This window comes from Limnobacter sp. SAORIC-580 (assembly GCF_013004065.1).
Lineage (GTDB): Bacteria > Pseudomonadota > Gammaproteobacteria > Burkholderiales > Burkholderiaceae_B > Limnobacter > Limnobacter profundi.
The window spans coordinates 1,987,750-2,009,482 of the sequence record NZ_CP053084.1; the positions used below are offsets into that span (position 1 = coordinate 1,987,750).

At 52.7% G+C, this 21,733-nt stretch carries 13 protein-coding genes; 9 read left to right on the top strand and 4 right to left on the bottom strand.

The genetic code is table 11. The features are described from left to right. Positions 1-28: 28 nt before the first annotated feature. The 4 genes from prpC (at position 29) to HKT17_RS09235 (ending at position 7,957) form a co-directional block, all read left to right on the top strand. Positions 29-1,189: a bifunctional 2-methylcitrate synthase/citrate synthase gene (gene prpC, locus HKT17_RS09220; protein WP_138518085.1), complete on the top strand. Its 1,161-nt coding sequence runs from the start codon at positions 29-31 to the stop codon at positions 1,187-1,189. A 2-nt stretch (positions 1,190-1,191) separates the two neighbouring features. Next, on the top strand, positions 1,192-3,810 hold the full coding sequence (gene acnD, locus HKT17_RS09225; protein ID WP_171099555.1) for a Fe/S-dependent 2-methylisocitrate dehydratase AcnD: 2,619 nt from the start codon (positions 1,192-1,194) through the stop codon (positions 3,808-3,810). Next, entirely contained in the window at positions 3,807-5,006 is a 1,200-nt protein-coding gene (gene prpF / locus HKT17_RS09230) for a 2-methylaconitate cis-trans isomerase PrpF (protein WP_171099557.1), read from the top strand. Before acnD ends, prpF begins: the two co-directional genes overlap by 4 nt. Positions 5,007-5,221: 215 nt before the next feature. Further along, a complete protein-coding gene (locus HKT17_RS09235; RefSeq protein ID WP_171099559.1) occupies positions 5,222-7,957 on the top strand; it encodes a phosphoenolpyruvate carboxylase in 2,736 nt (911 codons plus the stop codon). Here HKT17_RS09235 and HKT17_RS09240 read toward each other — a convergent pair. Then, positions 7,954-9,459 carry an amidase gene (locus HKT17_RS09240; RefSeq protein ID WP_171099561.1) on the bottom strand — a complete coding sequence of 502 codons (1,506 nt, stop codon included), beginning with the start codon at positions 9,457-9,459 and terminating at the stop codon, positions 7,954-7,956. The two genes, HKT17_RS09235 and HKT17_RS09240, sit on opposite strands and share 4 nt — an antisense overlap. Before the next feature lie 134 nt (positions 9,460-9,593). Here HKT17_RS09240 and HKT17_RS09245 point away from each other — a divergent pair, with 134 nt between their 5' ends. Then, the gene (locus tag HKT17_RS09245) at positions 9,594-10,016 is read left to right on the top strand and encodes a hypothetical protein (protein ID WP_171099563.1); all 423 of its coding nucleotides are present in this window, start codon (positions 9,594-9,596) and stop codon (positions 10,014-10,016) included. A 58-nt stretch (positions 10,017-10,074) separates the two neighbouring features. Here HKT17_RS09245 and acnB read toward each other — a convergent pair whose 3' ends face one another. Beyond that, positions 10,075-12,657, bottom strand: a complete 2,583-nt coding sequence (gene acnB / locus HKT17_RS09250; protein WP_171099565.1) for a bifunctional aconitate hydratase 2/2-methylisocitrate dehydratase — start codon at positions 12,655-12,657, stop codon at positions 10,075-10,077. A gap of 182 nt (positions 12,658-12,839) precedes the next feature. Continuing rightward, positions 12,840-13,844: a helix-turn-helix domain-containing protein gene (locus tag HKT17_RS09255; protein WP_171099567.1), complete on the bottom strand. Its 1,005-nt coding sequence runs from the start codon at positions 13,842-13,844 to the stop codon at positions 12,840-12,842. A gap of 90 nt (positions 13,845-13,934) precedes the next feature. On the opposite strand from HKT17_RS09255, the gene HKT17_RS09260 reads away from it, so the two are divergent. From HKT17_RS09260 to acnA, 4 genes are all read left to right on the top strand, one after another. Then, entirely contained in the window at positions 13,935-14,906 is a 972-nt protein-coding gene (locus tag HKT17_RS09260) for an alpha/beta fold hydrolase (protein WP_171099569.1), read from the top strand. Positions 14,907-15,012: 106 nt separating this feature from the next. Next, positions 15,013-15,942, top strand: coding sequence for a sterol desaturase family protein (locus HKT17_RS09265; RefSeq protein ID WP_171099572.1), 930 nt, complete (start codon positions 15,013-15,015; stop codon positions 15,940-15,942). Between the two features lie 46 nt (positions 15,943-15,988). Continuing rightward, the gene (locus HKT17_RS09270) at positions 15,989-17,230 is read left to right on the top strand and encodes a DUF2863 family protein (RefSeq protein WP_168427002.1); all 1,242 of its coding nucleotides are present in this window, start codon (positions 15,989-15,991) and stop codon (positions 17,228-17,230) included. A 79-nt stretch (positions 17,231-17,309) separates the two neighbouring features. Beyond that, positions 17,310-20,033 (top strand): aconitate hydratase AcnA, encoded by a 2,724-nt coding sequence (acnA, locus tag HKT17_RS09275; protein WP_171099575.1) that lies wholly within the window; start codon positions 17,310-17,312, stop codon positions 20,031-20,033. A gap of 35 nt (positions 20,034-20,068) precedes the next feature. Here the strand turns inward: acnA and HKT17_RS09280 are convergent, their stop codons facing one another. After that, complete coding sequence (locus HKT17_RS09280; protein WP_171099577.1) at positions 20,069-21,688, bottom strand: ABC transporter permease; 1,620 nt, start codon at positions 21,686-21,688, stop codon at positions 20,069-20,071. Positions 21,689-21,733: the final 45 nt, after the last annotated feature.

A 21,733-nucleotide genomic window follows, 5' to 3' on the forward strand; every position in this document is an offset into this window, starting at 1 on the left:
AAAAAACTATTTTTAACAGGAGACAGCAATGTCTGAGCAACAAACAACAACACCTGGCTTTAAGCCCAAAAAATCTGTAGCCCTTTCAGGCACCGCCGCTGGAAATACCGCCCTGTGTACAGTGGGCCGTACGGGCAACGATCTGGCTTACCGCGGTTACGACATTCTGGACTTGGCCACCACCACCGAATTTGAGGAAATTGCATATTTGCTGGTGCACGGCAAGCTGCCCACCGTGGCTGAACTGGCTGGCTACAAACTGAAACTGAAAGCTTTGCGCGGCATTCCTGCGGGCGTGAAGCAAGCGCTGGAAGCCCTGCCCCCTTCAGCTCACCCCATGGATGTGATGCGCACTGGTGTTTCCGTATTGGGTTGCCTGCAACCCGAGAAAGACGACCACAACCACCCCGGTGCTCGGGACATTGCCGACAAACTGATGGCCAGCCTGGGCAGCATGCTGCTTTACTGGTATCACTACAGCCACAACGGCAAGCGCATTGAAGTGGAAACTGATGATGATTCCATCGGTGGCCACTTCCTGCACCTGCTGCACGGCGAAAAGCCGCGCGACAGTTGGGTCAGCGCCATGCACACCTCGTTGATTCTGTACGCAGAGCATGAATTCAATGCATCCACTTTCACCAGCCGCGTGGTAGCCGGTACAGGTTCCGACATGTATTCCGCCATCTGCGGCGGCATTGGTGCCTTGCGCGGCCCCAAGCATGGTGGCGCCAATGAAGTGGCGTTCGAAATTCAAAAGCGTTACGACAACCCGGATGAAGCAGAAGCCGATATTCGTGCACGCGTTGAACGCAAGGAAGTAGTGATTGGCTTTGGCCACCCCGTGTACACCGTGAGCGACCCCCGCAATGTGGTGATCAAGAAAGTGGCGGAAGATTTGTCCAAAGAACAGAACAACATGAAGATGTACAACATCGCGGAAAGACTGGAAAGCGTGATGTGGGAAATCAAGAAAATGTTCCCGAACCTGGACTGGTTCAGCGCCGTGAGCTACCACATGATGGGTGTGCCCACCGCCATGTTCACGCCCCTGTTCGTGATCGCCCGCACTTCCGGCTGGAGCGCCCATGTGATTGAGCAGCGAATTGACGGCAAGATCATTCGCCCAAGCGCCAACTACACCGGCCCCGAAGACCAGAAATTTGTACCCATCAAGGATCGCAAATAAGCATGAACACTCAATTCCGTAAAAACCTTCCAGGTACGAAGCTTGATTTCTTCGACACCCAGTCGGCTGTCGATGCAATCGAACCAGGTGCTTGGGACAAGCTGCCTTACACCAGCAAGGTGCTGGCTGAGCAGCTGGTGCGCCGCTGTGAACCTTCTTCGCTGACTGACAGCCTGAAGCAATTGATTTACCGTAAGCGCGATCTTGATTTTCCTTGGTATCCAGCCCGCGTGGTCTGCCACGACATTCTTGGTCAAACCGCTTTGGTGGATTTGGCTGGCCTGCGCAATGCGATTGCGGACCAGGGCGGTGACCCCTCACTGGTGAACCCGGTGGTGCCCACGCAATTGATTGTGGACCATTCACTGGCGGTTGAATGTGGCGGTTTTGATCCCGACGCCTTCCAGAAGAACCGCGACATTGAAGAACGCCGTAACGAGGACCGCTTTCACTTCATCAACTGGACCAAAACCGCGTTCAAGAATGTGGATGTGATTCCAGCGGGCAACGGCATCATGCACCAGATCAACCTGGAGAAAATGTCGCCGGTGGTGCAGGTACGCGACGGCGTGGCCTTCCCCGACACCTGCGTGGGCACGGACAGCCACACGCCACACGTGGATGCGCTGGGCGTAATCTCGATTGGTGTGGGTGGTCTGGAAGCTGAAACCGTGATGCTGGGTCGTGCATCGATGATGCGCCTGCCCGATATTGTGGGCGTAGAATTGACTGGCAAACGCCAGCCCGGCATTACTGCAACCGATATCGTGCTGGAATTGACTGCGTTTTTGCGCAAGGAACGCGTGGTGGGTGCCTATATCGAATTTTTCGGTGAGGGTGCCAACAGCCTGACCATTGGCGACCGTGCGACCATTTCAAACATGACTCCGGAATACGGTGCCACCGCCGCAATGTTCTACATCGACGAGCAAACCATCGATTACCTGAAGCTGACTGGCCGTGAAGACGAGCAGGTGAAGCTGGTTGAACAATACGCCAAGCACACTGGCTTATGGGCCAACAAAATGACTGGTGCTGAATACGAGCGCGTGTTGACATTCGATTTGAGCAAAGTGGTGCGCAGCATGGCTGGCCCGTCGAACCCACACGCCCGCGTGGCCACCACCGATTTGGCAGCCAAAGGCATTGCAGGCAACCTGGATGCAGCGCGCGCCCAAGAGGCCGAGGGCCTGATGCCTGATGGTGCCGTGATTATCGCTGCCATTACCAGCTGCACCAACACCAGCAACCCGCGCAACGTAGTGGCTGCGGCCTTGTTGGCCCGCAAAGCCAATGAGTTGGGCTTGGTACGCAAACCCTGGGTGAAATCTTCTTTCGCCCCAGGTTCCAAAGTGGCCGAGTTGTATTTGAAAGACTCAGGCCTGTTGCCTGAACTGGAAAAGCTCGGCTTTGGCATTGTGGCCTTTGCCTGCACCACCTGCAACGGCATGAGTGGCGCGCTTGATCCTAAAATTCAGCAAGAAATTATTGACCGCGATTTGTACGCCACCGCTGTATTGAGCGGCAACCGCAACTTCGATGGCCGCATTCACCCCTACGCCAAGCAGGCGTTCCTCGCCAGCCCCCCGCTGGTGGTGGCTTACGCCATTGCGGGCACCATTCGCTTTGATATTGAGCGCGATGTACTGGGTATAGTGAACGGCAAAGAAATTCGCCTGAAAGACCTGTGGCCTTCAGATGAAGAAATAGATGCGATCGTAAATGAATTCGTGAAACCTTCACAGTTCCGCGAAATTTATATTCCCATGTTTGACCTGGGTGCCATTGAAGAAGCGAAAAGCCCACTGTACGACTGGCGCCCACAAAGCACCTACATTCGTCGTCCACCCTACTGGGACACGGAAGGCCAAGGTGCTTTGGCTGCTCGACCACGCACCTTGAAAAACATGCGCCCGCTGGCGGTACTCGGTGACAACATTACGACTGATCACCTCAGCCCATCCAACGCGATCATGATGAACAGCGCGGCAGGTGAATACCTGCATAAAATGGGTTTGCCGGAAGAAGACTTCAACAGCTATGCCACGCACCGTGGTGACCATTTGACCGCGCAACGTGCCACCTTCGCCAACCCCACCCTGCAAAACGAAATGGTTCGCGATGCAGACGGCAAAGTGAAAAAAGGCTCACTGGCCCGCATTGAACCGGAAGGCAAGGTAACGCGCATGTGGGAAGCAATTGAAACCTACATGGACCGTGGCCAGCCGCTGATCATCATCGCAGGTGCTGACTACGGTCAGGGTTCTTCTCGCGACTGGGCAGCCAAAGGTGTTCGTCTGGCCGGAGTAGAAGCAATTGTTGCTGAAGGCTTTGAGCGAATTCACCGCACCAACCTGATCGGCATGGGCACCCTGCCCTTGGAATTCAAGGCTGGCAACACACGCCACACCTACAACATTGACGGCACGGAAGTGTTTGAAGTGGTGGGCGAGCGCAGCCCACGCGCAACCTTGACTGTGGTGATGACCCGCAAGAATGGGGAACGCGTCGAATTCCCTGTGACTTGCCGTTTGGACACTGCTGAAGAGGTTTCGATTTACGAGGCTGGCGGCGTTTTACAGCGTTTCGCGCAAGACTTCCTTGAAGGAACAGCTGCATGAGCAATCAACACACACAGCAATTGAAAGTACCCGCCACGTACATGCGTGGCGGCACCAGCAAAGGTGTGTTTTTCAGGCTGCAGGATTTGCCCGAAGTTTGCCAGAAACCGGGCGAGGCACGCGACAAACTTTTGTTGCGTGTAATCGGAAGCCCGGACCCCTATGGCAAGCAAATCGACGGCATGGGTGGTGCTACATCAAGCACCAGCAAAACCGTGATTTTGAGTAAAAGCAGCAAGGCGGATCACGATGTGGATTATCTGTTCGGACAGGTCAGCATCGACAAAGCCTTTGTGGACTGGAGCGGCAACTGCGGTAATTTGTCCTCTGCGGTGGGTTCATTCGCAGTGGCCAGTGGCTTGGTAGAGCCCGCACGCGTGCCACAAAACGGCACTTGTGTGGTGCGTATTTGGCAAGCCAATATTGGCAAAACCATTATTGCGCATGTGCCAATTACCAACGGGCTTGTTCAAGAAACCGGCGACTTTGAACTGGATGGGGTTACTTTCCCCGCGGCCGAAGTTCAGCTGGAGTTCTTGGACCCGGCCGATGAAGGCGAAGATGGTGCTTCAGGCTCCATGTTCCCCACTGGCAACCTGATTGACGACCTCGATGTTCCCGGCGTGGGTACATTGAAAGCCACTTTGATCAATGCGGGCATCCCGACCATTTTCGTCAATGCGGACAGGATTGGCTACACCGGCTGCGAACTGCAAGACGACATCAACAGTGACCCCAAGGCATTGGCGATGTTCGAAACCATCCGCGCCCACGGTGCCCTGAAAATGGGCTTGATCAAACACATTGATGAAGCAGCCAAACGCCAACACACACCCAAAGTGGCCTTTGTTGCACCACCGAAAACCTACACCAGTTCGAGCGGCAAGGCAGTTGAAGCTGCAAGCATCGATTTGCTGGTACGCGCCATGAGCATGGGTAAATTGCACCACGCGATGATGGGTACGGCCGCAGTGGCCATTGGTACAGCGGCGGCTGTGCCTGGCACCCTGGTGAATTTGGCGGCGGGTGGCAGTGAAAGAGAAGCCGTTCGCTTTGGCCATCCAAGCGGTACTTTGCGTGTGGGTGCACAGGCTGTGCTTGAAAACGGCCAGTGGGCGGTGAAAAAGGCGATTATGAGCCGCAGCGCACGCGTATTGATGGAAGGTTGGGTTCGCATACCCAACGATACGTTTTAAGTAATGGAACCAAGCTGATAAAGCTTGCCACTACATGCACTTCAGTTTTTTTTGGTGCAATGCCGAAAACTGAAGTGCAAGTTTACAATCCCTGAAACTGTAGCTATGGGCAAAAGAGTGAGCAAGTACTCACGTCCCCCCACCCCTCTTTCTGATTACGTAACTCCACCCAAATTATCCTCGTGGCTCCAAAAAAATAGAACGGAGTCCCCACCATGTTTCGCGCAGTTGCAAGCCACAGCAGTGCTCAAATCGCTATGTCAGCAGGCAGCAATGCCTTGGGAAGAAGTAGCTCAGGCTCAGCATCCACCAGGATTGTTGGCCCCCTGGCCAGCAAGCTCAAAGATATTCGGCAAAATACCCATGCGAATTTAAAGCTTCAATTGCAGAAAAGCTTGCCCCCGCTGAAGTTTGAACAGGCCTGTGAACTGGCTGAACAGATTGAAACTGCTGAACCTGATTTCAATCAACTTCATGCCCGTGTAGAGGAATTTGTTCAACGTAACAAGAATGACCCCGAGGCAATAGTCAGTGCACTGAAATACTTGAATAGCCAACTCATGATATTGAGTACTGCGGAAAGGCAGATGAAGGCCCAAGATGCCCCAATAACGCAATCGCTGATGCGAGGGCTGAAAACCTTGATCGACAACTCGGCAAGCCGGGGAGAATCTATTGTTCAAAGACTGTCGAATACCAAAATTTCTCCGGTATTTACTGCCCACCCTACCAATTTCAACAAACCTCAGGCCAGTGAAATTGTTCTTTCTCAACTCGACAACATTGCCAGCCCCCAAGGCAATGCAAAAGTCTGCCAAGAGCTTTGGGAAATTCAAGGCGTGCGGGAACTAAAACCCACCGTGCAAGACGAGGCCAATCAGTTCTCTGCCAATATCAGGCACTTGCACAGTTCTGGCCGCACCATTCACGAACAGATCAACCAACAACTCTCGGGACTGCCCAATAATTTGAAACTGTCGAAACCCTTGGTTGAAGCTGGCAACTGGGTTGGAGGTGATCGGGATGGCAACCCGAATATTGATGCAACCGTGTTAAAGGACGTGGTCAAAACCCTGAGCACGGCAGCTTTTGAGTACTTTGAACAAGAAATTGGCAAAGAGAAAAATACCCAAACAGGCAGCCTGTGCAACCTGCTTTGCAAATCTGGACATTCGGAATCACTTGGTCTGATTCGGGAAAAACTGGCGCGAACCCGAACACATTTGGTGGGCAACAGCCCATTGCCAATTCAAGGCGATTTGTACCTGAACGCAAATGAACTGGTACATGATCTTGAATCTTTGAGCATTGCCAGTTTGCATACTCAAGAAAAAGCGGCCGTTCAAGAGAAACTGGATTTGCTGAAACTGGATGCAGACAGCATCGGGTTTCACGGTGCCAGCACCGATATTCGGCAAAACAGCGCCATGAATGAAAAAACAGTTGGTGAATTGTTGAGAAGGTCTGGCGGCCCAAGCAATTACGAAAGCCTGGGAGAAATTGAAAAGCAGACCTTGTTGACCAACTTGCTGCTCAACAAGCAAACTGTACTGAGCGATGCACCCATTGACGGTCAAAGCGAGAATGCCGAATTTGATCGCGAAATAGCATTGATCAAGAGTTACAAAACCATTCACGACAGTTACGGGCCGCAGGCACTTAAAAACTGCATTACGGCCAACACAGAAACCATGAGCGACATGCTTGAAGTGATGTTGCTGCTGAAACACGCAGGCCTGGCCGATGAGCAAGGCATCAAGATGAATGTTGTCCCCCTGATTGAAACTGTGAATGACCTGCACAACGGCCCGGCCATTTTGAACAGCATGCTGAACAACCCATGGTACCGTCAGGCGCTTCAAGCCAGCGGCAATCAGCAACAAATCATGGTGGGCTATTCCGACAGCAATCGATTGGACGGACCACTCGCCTCGAGTTGGGCCGTGTATGAAGGTACAGCCAAGATGCTTGAAGTAGCTGAGCAGCGCGGCGTGAGTTTGCATGTGTTTCATGGCCGCGGCGGCACAGAAGCCAGGGGTTCAGGCGATTCTTATGCGCAGGAAATCAAATCAAGCAACGGCGCCAGCTTGCTAACCGGCATGCGTCAAACCGAGCAAGGTGAAGAAGTACCTGCAAAATTCGGCACAAAAACAATGTCGCAATCCAACCTGGCAGACATGGTGGGCTCAACGCTTGAGACCATGGCAACCGGCAAAGACCAACAAATTGCAAAATACGCCAGCACCATGGAAAAACTTGCTCAACATGCACGCAACCACTATGAAAGCCTGTACTCCAATCCTGAGCTTCCCCATTTTTTTCAAAGCAGTACACCCATTGAATTTGTCGGTAAATCCAATGCTGGCAGCCGTCCTGCCTCGCGCGCAAACACGGCGGGAGGCGGTCTCAACCTTGACAAACTGCGGGCCATACCTTGGGTGGGTTCGTGGTATCAATCGGGAAGCGCCATGCCCGCATTTTTTGGCACAGGCAGCGCGCTGAAAAACTTCATCGATCAACCCGCTGGCGCCAACACCACACCCTCGCAACGAACAGCACAACTGCAAACCATGTATCAGGAATGGCCTTTCTTCAAAAGCTTTATTGACAGAACCGCCACCGCCATGGAAAAAGCGGACATGCAAATTGCCCAACAGTATGCAAAATTGGCACCGGTTCAATCGCAAGGCGTGTTTGAGGCGATCAAGAATGAATATGAACTGACAAAAGAAATGATCTTGAGTATCAAACAAAGCAACGACTTGATGGATCACAATCCCGCTGATGCAGAAATACTTGCGGTGAAAAAGCCGTTGACACAGGCGGCCCACGCCATGCAAATTGGATTACTCAAGGCCCACCAGCAAGCGGGCCCCGAGATTCAAGACAGACTGGTTGAGCCCATTGTCATGTCGATGCAGGCAATCGCCAGTTCCAACCGCTTTGGTTAAACTGAACCGCCCGCGTGAATGGGCGGGCGTTTGCCTGCCCATGGCTTGGCCTGCTCAAGCTGGGCAGCCAGGCTAAGCAACACATTTTCCTCACCAAAACGGCCAGTGAACATCATGCCCACCGGAATGCCTTGCGCATTCCAGTGCAATGGCACGCTCATTGAAGGTTGACCCGTGACATTGGCCGGCATGGTTTGGGAACAGTACTGATACACGCGCCGCCCCGCTTTCAACACAAAATCTTTTTGCTTGGCGATAAAACCAATTGGCAAATAGCTCAGTGCCTTCAATTCAATCATTTCTTGCGGGGTTGGGCGAAGGCCTCCAACTGCAATTGGCAATTCGCCCAAGGTACTGGTCAACAGCGCATCGTAGGGTTCGAAAAACGTCATCCACTGGCGAGAAAACTGCGCCATGGTCCACACCGCATTGGCCACATCACCACCATTAAAACTGCGACCCAATTTCATCAATGCCCATGTCCGTGCCTCAAAATCAGCCGCCTTGCCTTTTCTTCCCAACACGCGCTCACCTTCTTTCAAGGTAGCAGCCATTTCTGAACACACCAACACGGTGTAAGCGTAAATAAATTCTTCCTTGTGAATGGGCAGGCGAACTTCTTCACAAGTGTGGCCAAGGCTTTCAAGCAACTTGACTGTTTCAAGCACACCTGCCTGACAATCAGCATGCAGGGTTTCACCCAAGGCGGGGTCCAGTGAATAGGCGATTTTCAATTTCTTGGGCTTTGCTTCAATTGCAGCAGCATACGTTTTTGCCGGCGGCGCAATGCGCAGCAGTTGGCCGGGGTAGTTGCCCTGCAAGCAGTCCAGCATGTGCGCAGAATCCCGTACAGTGCGCGACACCACATGCTCTGCAATGAAACCAAACCACCCATCGGGCAGGTCGGGGCCAGAAGGCACACGCCCGCGCGTGGGCTTCAAACCAAACAAGCCGGTGCACGATGCGGGTACGCGAATTGAACCGCCTCCGTCGCTTGCGCTGGCCATGGGTACAATGCCAGCCGCCACAGCTGCGGAAGCACCGCCGCTGGAGCCACCAGGGCTGCGCAGTGGATCCCAGGGGTTACGACATGGCCCGGTCAGCTCAGGTTCAGTGGAGGGGGTAATACCAAATTCCGGCGTGGCAGTTTTACCAAAAATATTCAGACCCGCCCGCTTGAATCGCTTTACATATTCTGAATCTTCGGAGGGCACAAAGCCTTTGTAGAAAAGGCTTCCGCTGCTCATCTCGACACCGGCATAACTGGCAATCAGGTCTTTCAACAAAAAGGGAACACCTGCAAAGGGCCCCTCGACAGTTTCTTTGGCGCGCGCACGTGCAATGTCGTACATGGGACGAATTACGGCATTAATGCGCGGGTTTACTTTTTCCGTGCGGGCAATGCTCTCCTCGAGCAATTCAACTGCGCTCACCTCGCCTTTTTTGATTAACCCGGCAAGACCAAGGGCGTCGAACTGGTCATATTCTTTGAAACCTGCCATTTTTATTGTGTCTCCGAAAAACTGGGGTAGCAATGTATGTAAGTGAATATCTTACCCCACTCAGGTAATACCCACCCGGATTGGAAAGAGGAAGAATAAGGCATCCAAAATTTTAATTGCGTTGGCTGCATGACATGAAACCACTGCTTATCGCCTGTGTAGTATTCAGCGACTACCCCATAAAAACAATGGCTTACCAACGCTTTCTGAATAGCCTGGGCGAAAAATGTGTCCATTCATTTCGCAGCATTGAGCCAGATTTCAGCGAACTTTCACACGCCAAGCTTGTGATTTGTGACATGAATATCATGGAAGAATTTGAAGAAGGCGCATTGAGCAAGCTGGAGAAAACTTTCCCCACTGCCAATATTCTTTTTCTTGAAGAAGACCACAGCGACATGTTTGTGAAATTTTCAAATCACAGGGACATTTGCCGCCTGGGCAAGCTTGCTGAAATCAATGTAATTCACTCAACCTTGAAAGAATTGCTTCTACAGGTCAACCGAAAACCGAAAAAAAACCAGCGTCCCCGAAAAGAGCGGATTGAACACACGTAAAAAAGCCACCCGAAGGTGGCTTTTTTATGACTGTGTTGTTACAACTTGTTGGGCCTACTTATGCCGCCAATTCAGCCTTGTTTGCAATGTCCACAAATTCCTTGATTTGATCAAAGTTCATGTAACGATAAACTTCACCAGACACATTGCCCAGCATTTTCACCTGCTCCATGTACTCTTCCACAGTCGGGATCTTGCCCATCAGTGCACACACAGCAGCCAGTTCGGCCGAGCTGAGGTACACACGGGTGTCAATGCCCAGGCGGTTCGGGAAGTTACGTGTGGAAGTGGATACAGCGGTGGAACCCTTGCGGATTTGCGCCTGGTTACCCATACACAGTGAACAACCTGGCAATTCCATGCGCGCGCCAGTGCGGCCCAAGATGCCGTAGTAGCCTTCTTCGGTCAGGATGTGCTGATCCATCTTGGTGGGTGGTGCAATCCACAAGCGTGTTGGAATGTCGGTTTTACCTTCCAACACCTTGCCGGCTGCGCGGAAGTGGCCAATGTTGGTCATGCAAGAACCGATGAATACTTCATCAATCTTGTCGCCAGCCACTTCACTCAAGAACTTCACATCATCAGGGTCGTTCGGGCAAGCCAGAATGGGCTCCTTGATGTCTTTCAGATCGATTTCGATTACGGCAGCGTATTCCGCATCGGCGTCGCCTTTCAGCAATTCAGGGTTTGCAATCCAGGCTTCCATGGCTTTGATTCGGCGCGTCAGCGTGCGTGCATCTTGGTAGCCTTGTGCAATCATCCACTTCATCAAAGTGATGTTGGAATTCATGTACTCAATAATTGGCTCTTTGTCCAAATGCACGGTACAACCCGCAGCTGAACGTTCTGCAGAGGCGTCTGACAATTCAAAAGCCTGCTCAACTTTCAGTTCTGGCAAACCTTCAATTTCCAGAATGCGGCCAGAGAAAATGTTCTTCTTGCCTTTCTTTTCAACGGTCAGCAAACCTGCCTTAATGGCGTACAAAGGAATTGCATTAACCAGGTCACGCAAAGTAACGCCGGGCTGCATTTCGCCCTTAAAGCGAACCAGTACGGATTCAGGCATGTCCAAAGGCATGACGCCAGTGGCAGCAGCAAACGCCACCAAGCCAGAGCCGGCCGGGAAAGAAATACCGATCGGGAAACGGGTGTGTGAGTCGCCACCAGTGCCCACGGTGTCGGGCATCAACAAGCGGTTCAACCAGCTGTGAATAACACCATCACCTGGGCGCAGAGCCACACCGCCGCGGTTCTCGATGAAGTCGGGCAGTTCATGGTGCATTTTCACGTCCACGGGCTTGGGGTAAGCCGCTGTGTGGCAGAAGGACTGCATCACCAAATCAGCAGAGAAGCCCAGACAGGCCAGGTCTTTCAATTCGTCGCGGGTCATGGGACCCGTGGTGTCCTGGGAACCCACAGTGGTCATCTTGGGTTCGCAGTAAGTACCTGGGCGAACACCTTCCACGCCACATGCCTTGCCCACCATTTTCTGCGCCAGACTGTAGCCCTTGGTTGATGCAGCTTGTGAAGAGGGGCGACGGAACACTGGGCTTGGGCCCTGGCCCAAAGCAGCGCGTGCGCGGTCTGTAAGGCCACGACCGATAATCAATGGAATACGGCCACCGGCGCGTACTTCATCGAACAGCACATCAGTTTTCATGCTGAATTCAGCAACCACGGCACCGTTTTTCAAGGCCTTGCCTTCAAATGGGCGCAATTCGATTTCGTCGCCCATGTCCATTTGGCTGACATCCAGCTCGATTGGCAAGGCGCCCGCATCTTCCATGGTGTTGAAGAAAATGGGAGCAATTTTGTTGCCCAGGCAGTAGCCGCCGAAACGCTTGTTGGGAATGAATGGAATGTCATCACCCGTGAACCACAACACACTGTTGGTGGCTGACTTGCGTGATGAACCAGTACCCACAACATCGCCCACATAAGCGATTGGGTTGCCTTTGGCGATCAGGGCCTGCAATTGCTTAATGGGGCCAACCTTGCCAGGTTCGTCCGCTTCAATACCTGGGCGTGGGTTTTTCAACATGGCCAAGGCGTGCAATGGAATGTCGGGACGGCTCCAGGCATCGGGCGCGGGCGACAAATCGTCGGTGTTGGTTTCACCGGTTACCTTGAACACGGTCAACTTGATGCTTTTTGGCACTTCGGGGCGGCTGGTGAACCACTCGGCGTCGGCCCAGCTTTGCATCACTTTCTTGGCAGTTGCACTGCCCTTGTCGGCCAGGTCTTTTACGTCGTGAAAATAATCGAACATCAACAGGGTTTTTGACAGGGCTTCAGCTGCAATTTCACCCACTTCGGCATCGTTCAACGCATCAATCAATGGTTTGATGTTGAAACCACCCAGCATGGTGCCCAGCAAGAAAGTTGCTTTCTTGCGATCAATCAGCTTGCAGGTGTCCGAGCCGTTCACAATGGCGGCCAGGAAGGCAGACTTCACCTTGGCGGCATCATCCACGCCAGCGGGCACACGATTGGTAATCAGGTCCAGCAAAAACTCTTCTTCGCCTGCGGGCGGGTTCTTCAGCAGCTGAACCAGATCAGCAGTTTGCTGGGCAGACAAAGGCAGTGGAGGAATGCCCAACGCTGCGCGCTCGGCAACGTGTTGGCGATAGGACTCAAGCATGAGATCTCCCTAGATTGGGTGGGGTCAATAGAAACTGTGTAATTTTGAGGCAGTTCGCACGTGCACACAAGTGCTGCGATGCAAAAGTGGCGGGGGTTCAGTGCCTCTCAAGTCTTATATATGATATAGGACTTTCCCTTATTTTTGAAGAGGGCAAGGTCGATTCGGTCCGCTTTTAGAGCCTATTGTCGCTTTGTACGCTGATATTTGGCCGGGCTTACACCGGTGACCCGTTTAAAAGCGTGGGTAAAAGCGCTTTGATCGTTGTAAGCCAGAAGATTGGCAATGTCCGCCAGGCTGAGATCACCCGCCTGAAGGCAGTTTTTGGCCATTTCAACCCGCACCTGCTCCAACTCATCTCTAAAACTGGTGCCCTGCTCTTGCAAGCGCCGTTGCAAGGTACGCGTACTGACACACAAACGGCGGGCCACTTCGCTCAAGCTCGGCAAGCCAGCGCCAACGGACTCTTGCAAGGCCTTCTGAAAACCGGGAATTGACTCTTCGCCATTCTTCACCTGCTTCAACAACAACTGCGCCTGCTGGTCGAGCATGCTGCGCATGACATGGTCTGGCGACTTCAATGGCATTTCAAGCAAACTGACCGGCCACACCACTTCTGTGTAATCGCCTGCAAAACCCACCTTGCATTGAAAAAAAGCATCGAAATCACTTGGGTTTTCAGGCATGGGGTTGATGAACTGAACACGGCGTGGGTACACGGGTGTGGCTATCAAATGCTGAGTGAATGCCACCAAGACGCCAATGGCCACTGAATCAACCCAGTGACCCGGGCGCCCGCGTTCGGCACCCCAACGCAGGATAATTTCATCGCCCTGAAACGCCACATTCAATGCATTGACGCTGTACACCAAATTCTCAAACTGCTGCAAACGGGCAAATGCTTCGCCCAAGTTGGTGCAGCAACTGGCCACATAACCCAACAGACCCATGTTGGCCGGGCGCACATGGGCGGCAATTTTTAGCGGCATTGCAGCGTCCTCAAGCGCTTGGTACGTCCAGTCCAGCATGGCCTGCCATTGCGGAATCTCAATTCGGTTCAACTCACCTGCAACCGGCCGTGCGAAGGGCATGCGGGTGGCCACTTCGGGATGAGCGCTTACCAACCAGTCAAAAAGCAGATTCACGTAACTGGCAGAAATATGTCCGAGATTAGAATGCTGGTTCATTATTTGACAATAAATATTGTCAGAAGAGTTTTACCTGTTCTATGCTAGCGCGTATTCAACAATACAACTTCAACAAACAGACACCACAACATGAAAAAACACAGCACCGCAATCAAGCGATTGACAGCCCTTCTTGCAAGCACTGCGCTTGTCGGTCTGAGTGGCTGCAACGTTCAAGCGCCAGAAGGTGAAATTCAGGGTGCAGCGGGATTGGCCATTGCTGCCGAACGGGCCATTTCCGGACTTGAGCGCAAGGTACTTCAAATTGACGGCTTTGTGGTGCCCTATCTGCAGGGTGGCCAGGGCGAGCCCTTGGTGTTGATTCACGGTTTTGGTGGCTCAAAAGACAACTTCAATCGGGTGGCTTATTACCTGACCAAGCACTACACCGTTTATTCAATCGACGTGCCAGGCTTCGGAGCCTCCACCCGCGACTTGAATGCCGACTATGTCATCAACACCCAAATTGACCGGGTACATGAAATTATTGAAAAGCTGGGACTGGAGAAACCACACATTGGCGGTAACTCCATGGGCGGCTGGATCAGCGGCGCCTATGCGGCAAAATACCCCGGCGATGTAGCCTCCGTATGGTTTTTAGCTCCCGCAGGCTTGGTGGAGTCCAGAAAATCAGAAGTGATCCAGAAATTCGAGAAGACAGGTGAAATTGTTTTAACTGCAAGCAATCGCGAAGAGTTCGAGAAAATTGTGGATGTGGTGATGTATGAGCGCCCTGCTTTCGCACCCGGCTTTGTAGTGGATGCCATGGCTGCGCGCGCTGCCACGGATCAATCTTTGCACAAGCGCATTTACAAAGACTTTAAAACCGTGCCCTCTGACCTGGCTGCTGTGCTGCCGGCATCTGCATACAAGGGCCCAGGCCTGATTGTGTGGGGCAAGGAAGACCGGGTATTGCATGTGGACGGCGCAGCAGAATTGAAAGCCGCGATGCCTGGTTTCGATGTCATTTTGATGGACAAGGTTGGGCACGTTCCCATGATGGAACAACCCAAGCAGGTTGCAGCGGACTATGTGAAGTGGCGTGAGATGATTGCGCAGTAAAACGCTGGCGCATTTTCACAAAAAACAGGCTTGAACTCACAATATTCCTTGCCAATATCCGCGCACAATTCAAGGCATCAAAAAACCAAAACGCGGAGACTCACGCATGGAACAGTTGATCGACCAGGCAATGCCCACATTCAATTTGCTGTTCGGGCCGAACCCGGACTGGAAACAGGTGTTTTTAACCTTGCTCACCCCAATTTTTCTGGGCGCAACGCTGGTCGAGTACCTGTATCTGAAAAAAGAGGGCAAGTCGTTCTTCTTTAAAAAAAATGAAGTCATCACCAATATGCTGTTGGGTGGAAGCTACCAGGCTATGGAGCTGGTGTGGTTTGCGCTGTTTGTGTCGGCATTCATGGAATGGATCTACTCCTTCCGCATCGCGACCATTGAAGTCACGCCGCTGAGTTTTGCTGGCTTGCTTTTCGGCATTGAGTTTTGTTATTACTGGTTTCACCGGGGCAGCCACCGGGTACGCTGGTTCTGGTGCGCGCATGTTGTACACCACAGTGGTGAGAACATGACCACCACCACAGCCATGCGCCAAAGCCTGTTCTATGCAGTGAACCTGCACCAAATTTTTTGGGCGCCCATGTTGATCATTGGCTTCCCCGTGTGGGCAGTACTATTGGCCTATGGCATCAACTTGGGTTACCAATATTTTGTTCACACTCAGGCTGTGAACAAGTTTCCAAAATGGTTCGAGTATATTTTCAACACACCCAGCCACCACCGCGTGCACCATGGTCGCAACGCCGAATACATCGACAAAAACTACGGCGGCGTATTAATTATCTGGGACCGAATTTTTGGCACCTTCGAGCCCGAAGTTGCGCCGGTGGACTACGGCATTGTTCGCCAACCCAGGACCAACAACATCTGGACGCTGAACACCCATGAATGGCGCGACATGTTTTCAGATGCACTCAAGCCTGGCCCAGTTTGGCAGCGTATCAAGCACATATGGGCACCGCCCGAGTGGGTACGACCAGGCCTGAGCGATCAGTCCAACCTGCGCGACAAAACAATTTAAGCAATCTTCTCGTACTACAATGGGTGGAACCTCAGAAGGACCACCCATGCGCAGAAAACCACTCAACACAGCTTCCCGATCCAAACTGTCCAAGTACGCCAAACCGCTGGCGAACCTGGCCATTCTGCTTGCAGACGCCGGTAGCCGGCTTGAGCGCCGTTTCTGGAAAAAGAAGCTGTTTGCAGCGTTGGCCCCCATGCTTGAAGGCCGCAGCGACACGACGCTGATGCAAACTCTTGATCATTTGTACAGTACCAACTACCGTGCCTACGACGAGTTGGCCTTCGCCATCGAAAACACCGTCGAAAGTCCCGAGCTGGGTCAAGAAGAAGACATTCTGTTGTTGGCCGCGCCAGTACTGGCCTGGTCAACCTACAACATTCCGTCTGGCAAAATTGAAGAGGCCACGGTGGCTGAGTTCACCAAGCTGCTTCAAAAAAATGTGCTGTCTGATCATGCCCACCTGGTGCTCACCAACATGCTGTTCAGCCCGGATCAACTGCCTGAAAGTTACACCGCTGCCGCGGAACTGGCGAGGCAATTGGGGCAAGCTGCCATCGATCGCGTGAAAGTTCGCATCGACACCGAGAACCTGCCCGCCACCCAAAGCTTTTTAAGTGATGTACGTTATTTGATTGGCGCGATTTCCGTGCCCGCGGGCCAACCTGCATTCAAGTGGCAAGTTGAGGCCCACAGCAATGGCACTCTTCTGAGCAAAGACGAAGTGCTCGCCAACTGGCGACTGACCGGTGGCCAGGCCCTTCAAAAAATAATGCCTGGCTGCCTGCTTGAACTGATGCTGCCAAACGGCCTTTACAACGCGTGCCGCGAGGCCGAGAAAGAGGCTCGTGCCTATTCAGTACGCGCCTCTGCCGCCTTTCTTGAAAGTGCGCTGGATGTACCCACACAGAAAATTCATGCCAGTGTTGGCGCATTTGTAGATCGCGGAGAAATTGAAGAATACCGAATCGGCTTTTCTGTGGAAGGCAATAGCGACATTGTGCATGGCGTGGTGTGGCCACTCATTGGCGAAGAATACGGCAATGAGCCTGACCCGGTGTACGAAAAAGACATCGAAAGCGAACCCGACAACCCCGTTATTCGCTCAAAAATTGAAGCCTTGTTAAAAGAAGTCGGCATTCGTCAAATCAAGGTGCTGGAAGAACGTTTCCCGCTGGAGTACTGTGAAGATTGCGGATCGCCTTTGTACCCCAACCCGGAGGGTGAGTTGCTGCATGCAGAACTCCCGGAAGACTCTGAATTGCCAAACAGCATGCATTTGCATTGAAAAGCATCAAACACACCGCTTGATTTTGTAATACGGTGCCGACATTTTTCGGCACCCTACACGTAAGGGAGAAACAGGTATGTCAACCCTGAAGCATTCAACACTGAGCACCTTCACTTCTAAAACCGGCCAGAAAGGCCAGTTTTACAGTCTGCCCAAACTGGCTGAACTGGGCTTTCCCAACCTGCACCGCTTGCCAGTATCGATTCGCATTGTGCTTGAATCGGTGCTGCGCAATTGCGATGGAAAAAAGGTTTCAGAAGAACACATTCAACAGTTGGCCAACTGGCAACCCCAGGCCAAACGAACCGATGAAATTCCGTTCATCGTGGCGCGTGTGGTACTGCAGGATTTCACCGGCGTGCCCCTTCTAGCCGACTTGGCTGCCATGCGCAATGTGGCAAGGGACATGGGCCAAAATCCCAAGAAAATTGAACCGCTTGTGCCAGTGGATTTGGTGGTTGACCATTCTGTGATGATTGACTACTTTGGCACAGCCGATTCACTGCGCAAAAACATGGAAATTGAGTTTGAGCGCAACGGTGAACGCTACCAATTCATGAAATGGGGCATGCAGGCCTTTGACACTTTCAAGGTGGTGCCACCGGGCATTGGCATTGTTCACCAGGTCAACCTGGAATACCTGTTCCGCGGCATCCGCAGTGCTGTTAAAACGGGCGAGGAAAATGACAACACGGTGTACTACCCCGATACGCTGGTGGGCACAGACAGCCACACCACCATGATCAACGGCGTAGGCGTTGTAGGCTGGGGTGTTGGGGGTATTGAAGCCGAGGCCGGTATGCTGGGGCAACCCGTTTACTTTTTGACACCCGATGTGGTGGGCGTTGAACTGACCAACGCACTGCGAGAAGGCATTACCGCAACCGACCTTGTGTTGGCGATTACAGAGCTGCTGCGCAAGAAAAAAGTGGTGGGCAAATTCGTTGAATTCTACGGACCCGGTGCAGCAAGTTTGTCAGTGACCGACCGCGCCACACTGGCCAATATGGCGCCTGAATATGGTGCCACCATGGGTTTCTTCCCACCCGATTCAAAAACAGTTGAATTCATGCGCAAAACTGGCCGTACCGCGGCCGAAGCCGATCGATTTGAGGCGTACTTTGAGGCACAAGGCCTACTGGGAATGCCAGCCCCAGGTGCAATTGATTATTCCGAAGTGGTGACGCTCGACCTGGACACGGTTGAGCCATCGTTGGCTGGGCCAAAGCGACCTCAAGACCGCGTGTTGCTCAAGAACATGAAGCAACAATTCAATACCCTTTTTGCCGAACCCATGGCAGCAAACGGCTTTGGCAAAGACGCAGCCGCCTTGAGCACACGCTACCCCACTGGGCTGGACAAACTCAGTATTGGTCATGGTGATGTATTGCTGGCGGCCATCACAAGCTGTACCAACACCTCCAACCCTGGGGTAATGCTGGCTGCCGGTTTGTTGGCCAAGAAAGCAGTTGAAAAAGGCCTGAAAGTTCAGCCGCACATTAAAACTTCACTCGGCCCCGGTTCGCGCGTGGTGAGCGACTACCTGGCAAAAACAGGCCTGCAACCTTACCTTGACAAGTTGGGATTCAACGTGGCCGCGTACGGCTGCACAACCTGTATCGGCAATGCAGGCGATTTGCTACCCGAGATCAACGACACGATTTTGAAAAACGATGTAATCGGTTGTGCGGTGTTGTCGGGCAACCGCAACTTTGAAGCGCGTATTCACCCGAATTTAAAAGCCAACTTCTTGGCCTCGCCCCCCTTGGTTGTTGCTTACGCGCTAAGCGGCAAAGCCAATATGGACATGACATCCGAGCCGATTGGCACTGGAAGCGATGGTCAGCCGGTTTACCTGCGCGACATTTGGCCTTCCAATCAAGAGGTTAATGCATTGCTTCCCACCGCCTTGGATGCAGCAACTTTTGTGCGCCTTTACAGCAACTTCACAGAGGGCCACGACCTGTGGAACAACGTGCCCGCACCGGAAGGTCAGGTTTACCCATGGCCACAATCCACCTACATTGCCAAGCCACCCTTCTTTGATGAGTTTGCCATGCAGCCCACCAAGGTGGAAACCATTGCCGGTGCAAAACCTTTGCTGATTCTGGGTGATTCAGTCACAACGGATCACATTTCACCGGCGGGCTCATTCAAACCCACAACACCCGCAGGAAAATATTTACAACAGCATGGTGTCGAGCAAAAAGATTTCAACAGTTATGGGTCACGGCGCGGCAATCATGACGTGATGATTCGCGGCACCTTTGCCAATGTACGCGTGAAAAACCTGATGATTCCTCCCGATGCCAATGGCAATCGCATTGAGGGTGGCTTCACCATCAAGGACGGACAACAAACCACGGTGTACGACGCCGCCATGGAATACATGGCGCAAGGCACCCCCACCATTGTGTTGGCTGGCGAAGAATACGGCACAGGATCATCCCGTGACTGGGCTGCAAAAGGCACGCAGTTGCTGGGTGTGAAGGTTGTGGTTGCAAGAAGTTACGAGCGAATTCACCGAAGTAACCTGGTGGGCATGGGCGTGTTGCCTTTGCAGTTTTTGGGCGGTGATTCCATTCAAAACCTGAAGCTCGACGGCAGTGAAACCTACGATGTAATCGGTTTGGCTGAAGACACCGCACCGCAAGCCGAACTGGTGCTGCGAATTACGCGTGCCAATGGTGAAGTTCAGGATGTGAAAGTGCTCAGCCGAATCGACACGCCGATCGAGGTTGAATATTACAAGCACCGGGGAATTCTGCCGTTTGTATTGCGAGAGTTGCTAGGGGCGTAAGATGCCTGGCAGTTCACTGCGAGAAGCAAGCGCAATTACTTGCTGCTTCTCGCCTGCCTCGCGCCTTGACGAATCAGCAACAAAATCGGCACCAACGCAATCATGACAATCATCAGTGCTGGCACTGCCGCCTCGGTCAATCGTTCGTCTGAAGCAAACTGATAAGAGACAACCGCCAGGGTGTCAAAATCGAAAGGCCGCAGCACCAAAGTAGCTGGCAATTCCTTGATCACATCCACAATCACCAACAACATGCCGGTGGCCACAGAGCCCTTCAGCACCGGCAAATGAACATGCCACAAAACTTGCCGTGGTGAGCGGCCCAAAATTCGGGCCGATTCGTCAATGTGTCGCGTAATTTGCTGCAAACCCGAGTCTACGGACTGCAAAGCTGCTGAAGTGAAGCGCACGTTGTAGGCATACACCAAGGCCAGCACACTGCCGGTTAACGCCGGCACCTGCCAGCCCATGTCATAAGTGAAACGATCAACCGTGGCCAATGGCAGCAAAATAGCGATGGCCAAAATTGCACCTGGTACACCATAGCCCAGCGAAATCAACCGATAAATTGCGGTAACCCACCACACATGCGCCTGTCGTTTTACATAGGCCAGAAAAACCGCGAGAACCACCGCAACAAGGGCGGCCATGCCACCCAAGAGGGCTGAATGGTAGGCCCACTGAAAACTGCGCGCCCAATTAATCGAGGTGTCTACATCAACCACCAGCGCCAATAAAATCAGCACCGGCAGCACAAATCCCAACACAAACGGCATGGCTGACAAAAACATCACCCACGCCGCCTGTGCACCCTTCAAACGTTTTCTTTCAATGGTACTGCCCTTGCCCGACTGCGTATAAAACTGGGCTCGCCCACGCGCCTTGGATTCAAAAACAATCAAGGCCAGCATGACCACCAGCAACATGACAGCCAACAAAGCTGCACTTTCCCTGTCACCCAGGTTCAGCCAGGTGTTGAATATTGCAGTCGTGAAGGTGCGCACACCAAAGTAAGACAAGGCGCCATACTCCGCCAGGGTTTCCATGAGTACCAAAGTAAGCCCTACCACCCACGCGGGGCGAGCGACAGGCAAACCCACCTTGAGAAAAGCACTGGTGGCGCTGTGCCCCAAAGAACGTGCCGCATCCAGCATGGAAGGGCTACGCCCCAAAAATGCAGTTCTCGCCATGATGTAAACATAGGGGTACAACACAAAGCTGAGCACAAGAATTGCGCCCGAGGTGGAGCGAATTTCCGGAATGCGGAAATCGCTGCCCAGAATTTCCCGCAAGCTGCTGGCCAGCCAACCAGAGTACTGAAGTGCATCGGTATACGCGTAGGCAATCACGTACGATGGCATGGCCATGGGCAGCAACAACAACCATTCAAGCCACTTGCGCCCGGGAAACTCATGGGCAGAAACCCACCAGGCTGGCAGCACTCCCATGGTACTGGTCAACACCACAACGCCAAAACACAGGTAAACCGTTTGCCAAACCAGATCGGGAAGAATGGTGGTGGCCAAATGGGCCAGCACCTGGGGAGCTTGTACCAGGCTAAAAACCGCCAAGCCGAACAGATAGACGAACGGCAACAACAGCAGCAACGCCAGCAGCGCAACAGAAATGCGACTTCTTAACCCCAGAGTAAACAAACAAACCGCCCAGACATGGCAAAATAGAAGTGAGAACGATTTTAC